At 43.6% G+C, this 3,007-nt stretch carries 4 protein-coding genes; 3 read left to right on the top strand and 1 reads right to left on the bottom strand.

Annotated features, from left to right (window positions below):
* Nucleotides 1–131: 131 nt before the first annotated feature.
* Complete coding sequence (locus tag F6K57_RS41735; protein ID WP_293060522.1) at nt 132–362, bottom strand: hypothetical protein; 231 nt, start codon at nt 360–362, stop codon at nt 132–134.
* A gap of 36 nt (nt 363–398) precedes the next feature.
* Between F6K57_RS41735 and F6K57_RS41740 the strand changes: the two genes are divergently transcribed.
* The 3 genes from F6K57_RS41740 to F6K57_RS41750 form a co-directional block, all read left to right on the top strand.
* A complete protein-coding gene (locus tag F6K57_RS41740; protein WP_293060524.1) occupies nt 399–695 on the top strand; it encodes a hypothetical protein in 297 nt (98 codons plus the stop codon).
* A 414-nt stretch (nt 696–1,109) separates the two neighbouring features.
* A complete protein-coding gene (locus F6K57_RS41745) occupies nt 1,110–1,874 on the top strand; it encodes an acylneuraminate cytidylyltransferase family protein (RefSeq protein ID WP_293060526.1) in 765 nt (254 codons plus the stop codon).
* A gap of 120 nt (nt 1,875–1,994) precedes the next feature.
* A partial coding sequence (locus F6K57_RS41750; RefSeq protein ID WP_293075069.1) for an N-acetylneuraminate synthase family protein occupies nt 1,995–3,007 on the top strand: 1,013 nt, incomplete at its 3' end.

Below are 3,007 nucleotides of genomic sequence, written 5' to 3' on the forward strand. Positions count from 1 at the left end.
TCTCATAAATCCTAGAAACGCTATAAGTATGATCAACGCGCTTATAGCGGTTCTCATAGTAATGAGCTACACAGGATTTTTTCCCGATTCCCTACTCCCGATTCTAAATTCTAAATTCTAAATTCTAAATTCTAAATTCTAAATTCCCGATTCCCGATTCCCGATTCTCGATTCCCGATTCCCGATTCCCGATTCCCGATTCCCGATTCCCTACTCCCTACTCCCTGTTCCCTGTTCCCTGTTCCCTTATAATGACACAAACAACACCTCAAAAAAGAAGATGTGAACGTAATCGGAAACGTTCTAAACGAAGAGCTATTTTCTGTCCCATTCATCGTTGCCACCTGGATAGTGCTAGTCAAAAATATCGATTGTTTGCGGATCGAGCAGGACAACTGATGGAACGTGGTGTTAAACAAAAATATGCCTTGATGCTGATAGCGAGTAAAACTACAGTAGCCATTGAAGGAGAGTGGCTAGAGGCTTTTTGGTGTAGTGAGTGCCAGGAAACCCAGTGGTATCACGTTGCCAAGACAGGCGATCGCACCTATAAGCTATCGTTGGCTCCTGATGTGTTATGGCAACAGGTAACAGGAGTTGTAGATCCTCAAGGAAATCCCTCAGTGGGAGAATTTACCCGTCGCCAGTCTAGAAGGATTGGTTTTCACGGGGTTAAGGATTTTGGGGCAATTTAGCTTTTTTTGCCAAAGTCCAAAATACTGATACTTACTAGTTTTGCCAATAAAATAGCGTCCTAAATTAATTTGTAATAATTTTTGTTTCAAGATCCTCTGTTCCCTTTGCTAAATAATTGTTTATGTTAATTATTCAAGGCAGTTCAATGTTATTTACAGGTTGAACTGTTTGTTTTGGTGGAAATTTTGTAGAAACAACTATCCCCCAAGGTTTTTCTAACATCAATAATTTAGTAATTTACTGCCGTGATGAGCTGATACTAAATCCTGTTCACACAGTGGCTTTATAGTGATAACCCTCAAACCCTCTCCCCATATGCCTATCACGCCATTTACCTATTAGTAATAAAAGCTACTTTCACAACCGGATTTAGTATGAATCACCACTATAAAGAAGCATAAATTAATTGAATCATGAACAAAATTATTGGTTTGATTACCGCACGGGGTGGCTCGAAGTCCATTCCCCGTAAGAATACTACCTGGCTGGCGGGTAAGCCCCTAATCGCTTGGACAATTAAAGCTGCCTTAAAAAGTCATAGGTTGAATCGTGTGATAGTTTCTACTGAAGATGAAGAGATTGCTGAAATCTCGAAAAAGTGGGGAGCCGAGGTGCCATTCCTGCGCCCGGCAGCACTAGCGCAAGACGATTCATCTCACATTTCCGTGTTGATACATGCTGTCGATTGGTTAGAACAAGTTGAAGGGACAACAATAGACTATCTGATGTTGTTGCAACCAACTTCGCCGTTGCGTTCAGCTCAGGATATTGACTTAGGGATTGAATTGGCGTTGGAGCAGAATGCTGATAGTGTGGTAAGTGTCTGTAAGGCGTCTACCCATCCATATTTTACGAGGCGGATCACGAGTGACGGTAAACTACAGGATTTTGTGCAAAAACCCGATGGCTACCTGCGCCGACAAGTGCTGCCGCCAGCCTATGCTTGGAATGGGGCGATATTTCTGGTGCGGCGTGACATCTTAATCGAAAAGCAGACTCTTGAAACAGATCGCACTTATGCTTATGTGATGACACCTGAACGCTCCCTAGAGATTGACACGCCTTGGGATTTGTACTTGGCTAATTTGATTCTTTCTGATCGCACTAAGCATGGATTTGAGGGCAGATCTTACCCAGCAACTTTACCTGTAGGGTACGTTAATAACGCACCCTACTAACTATAACAGTTAACTATAGCCTTTGTTGTCCATTTTTGCATAAGTCCTGGATAAATCTTGCTCATCACCAAATTTCCTTAATATTATATATGATCATAAAAAAATGAGAACAAAAACGCTATGAGGCAACAGTTTCGCTTAGGTCATCGCTGGGTAGGAGTAGAACACGCGCCCCTCGTGATTGCCGAAATCGGGATCAATCATGAAGGGCATCTTGATAAAGCGATTCGCATGGTCGATGATGCCTATGGGGCTGGTTGTGAGTGTGTAAAGTTCCAGTGCCATGTGATTGAAGATGAGATGATTCCTAATGATGTGGTACCAGGTAACGCCAATGAGAGTATTTGGCAGATCATGAAGCGTTGTGCCCTTCCCGAAGATGAAGAAGTTCGGCTCAAAGCCTATGTAGAGTCAAAGGGTATGATCTATCTGTGTACCCCTTTCTCACGAGCTGCTGCCATCCGTTTGGAAAAAATGGGAGTCTGTGCTTATAAAATTGGTTCTGGCGAGTGCAATAATTACCCATTGATCAAGCATATTGCTTCCTATGGTAAGCCTGTTATCCTCAGTACGGGGATGAATAATTTGGCCTCAATTATGCCAGCCGTGGACATCTTGCAAGAAGCGGGCGTCCCGTTTGCCATCATGCACTGCACGTCCATGTACCCGACGCCTCATGAAAAGGTTCGTTTGGGGGCATTATCGGTTCTGGCAGAACAGTTTCCAGACGCAGTATTAGGTTTGAGCGATCATTCCCTTGGCAACTATACCTGTTTTGGTGCAGTGCCCTTGGGGGCTCGCATCTTAGAAAAGCACTTTACTTCCGATAAAAGCTGGCCAGGACCCGACGTTCCGATTTCGATTGATCCAACTGAACTAAAAGAGTTAATCGATGGCTCAAAGGTTATTTATAGCGCCTTGGGAGGCACAAAAGAGATCTTGCCCGAAGAACAACCCACCATTGACTTTGCTTATGCTTGTGTGGTGTCAATACGAGAGATATTACCTGAAGAAAGGCTGACGATGGAAAATATCTGGGTTAAGCGCCCCGGTACAGGGCAGATTAAGGCAGTTGAGTTTGAAAATCTGTTGGGTAAGAAAGCGCAACGCTACATTCCCAAAACACGCAACTG

This window comes from Moorena sp. SIO4A5 (genome assembly GCF_010672005.1).
Taxonomy (GTDB): Bacteria; Cyanobacteriota; Cyanobacteriia; order Cyanobacteriales; family Coleofasciculaceae; genus Moorena.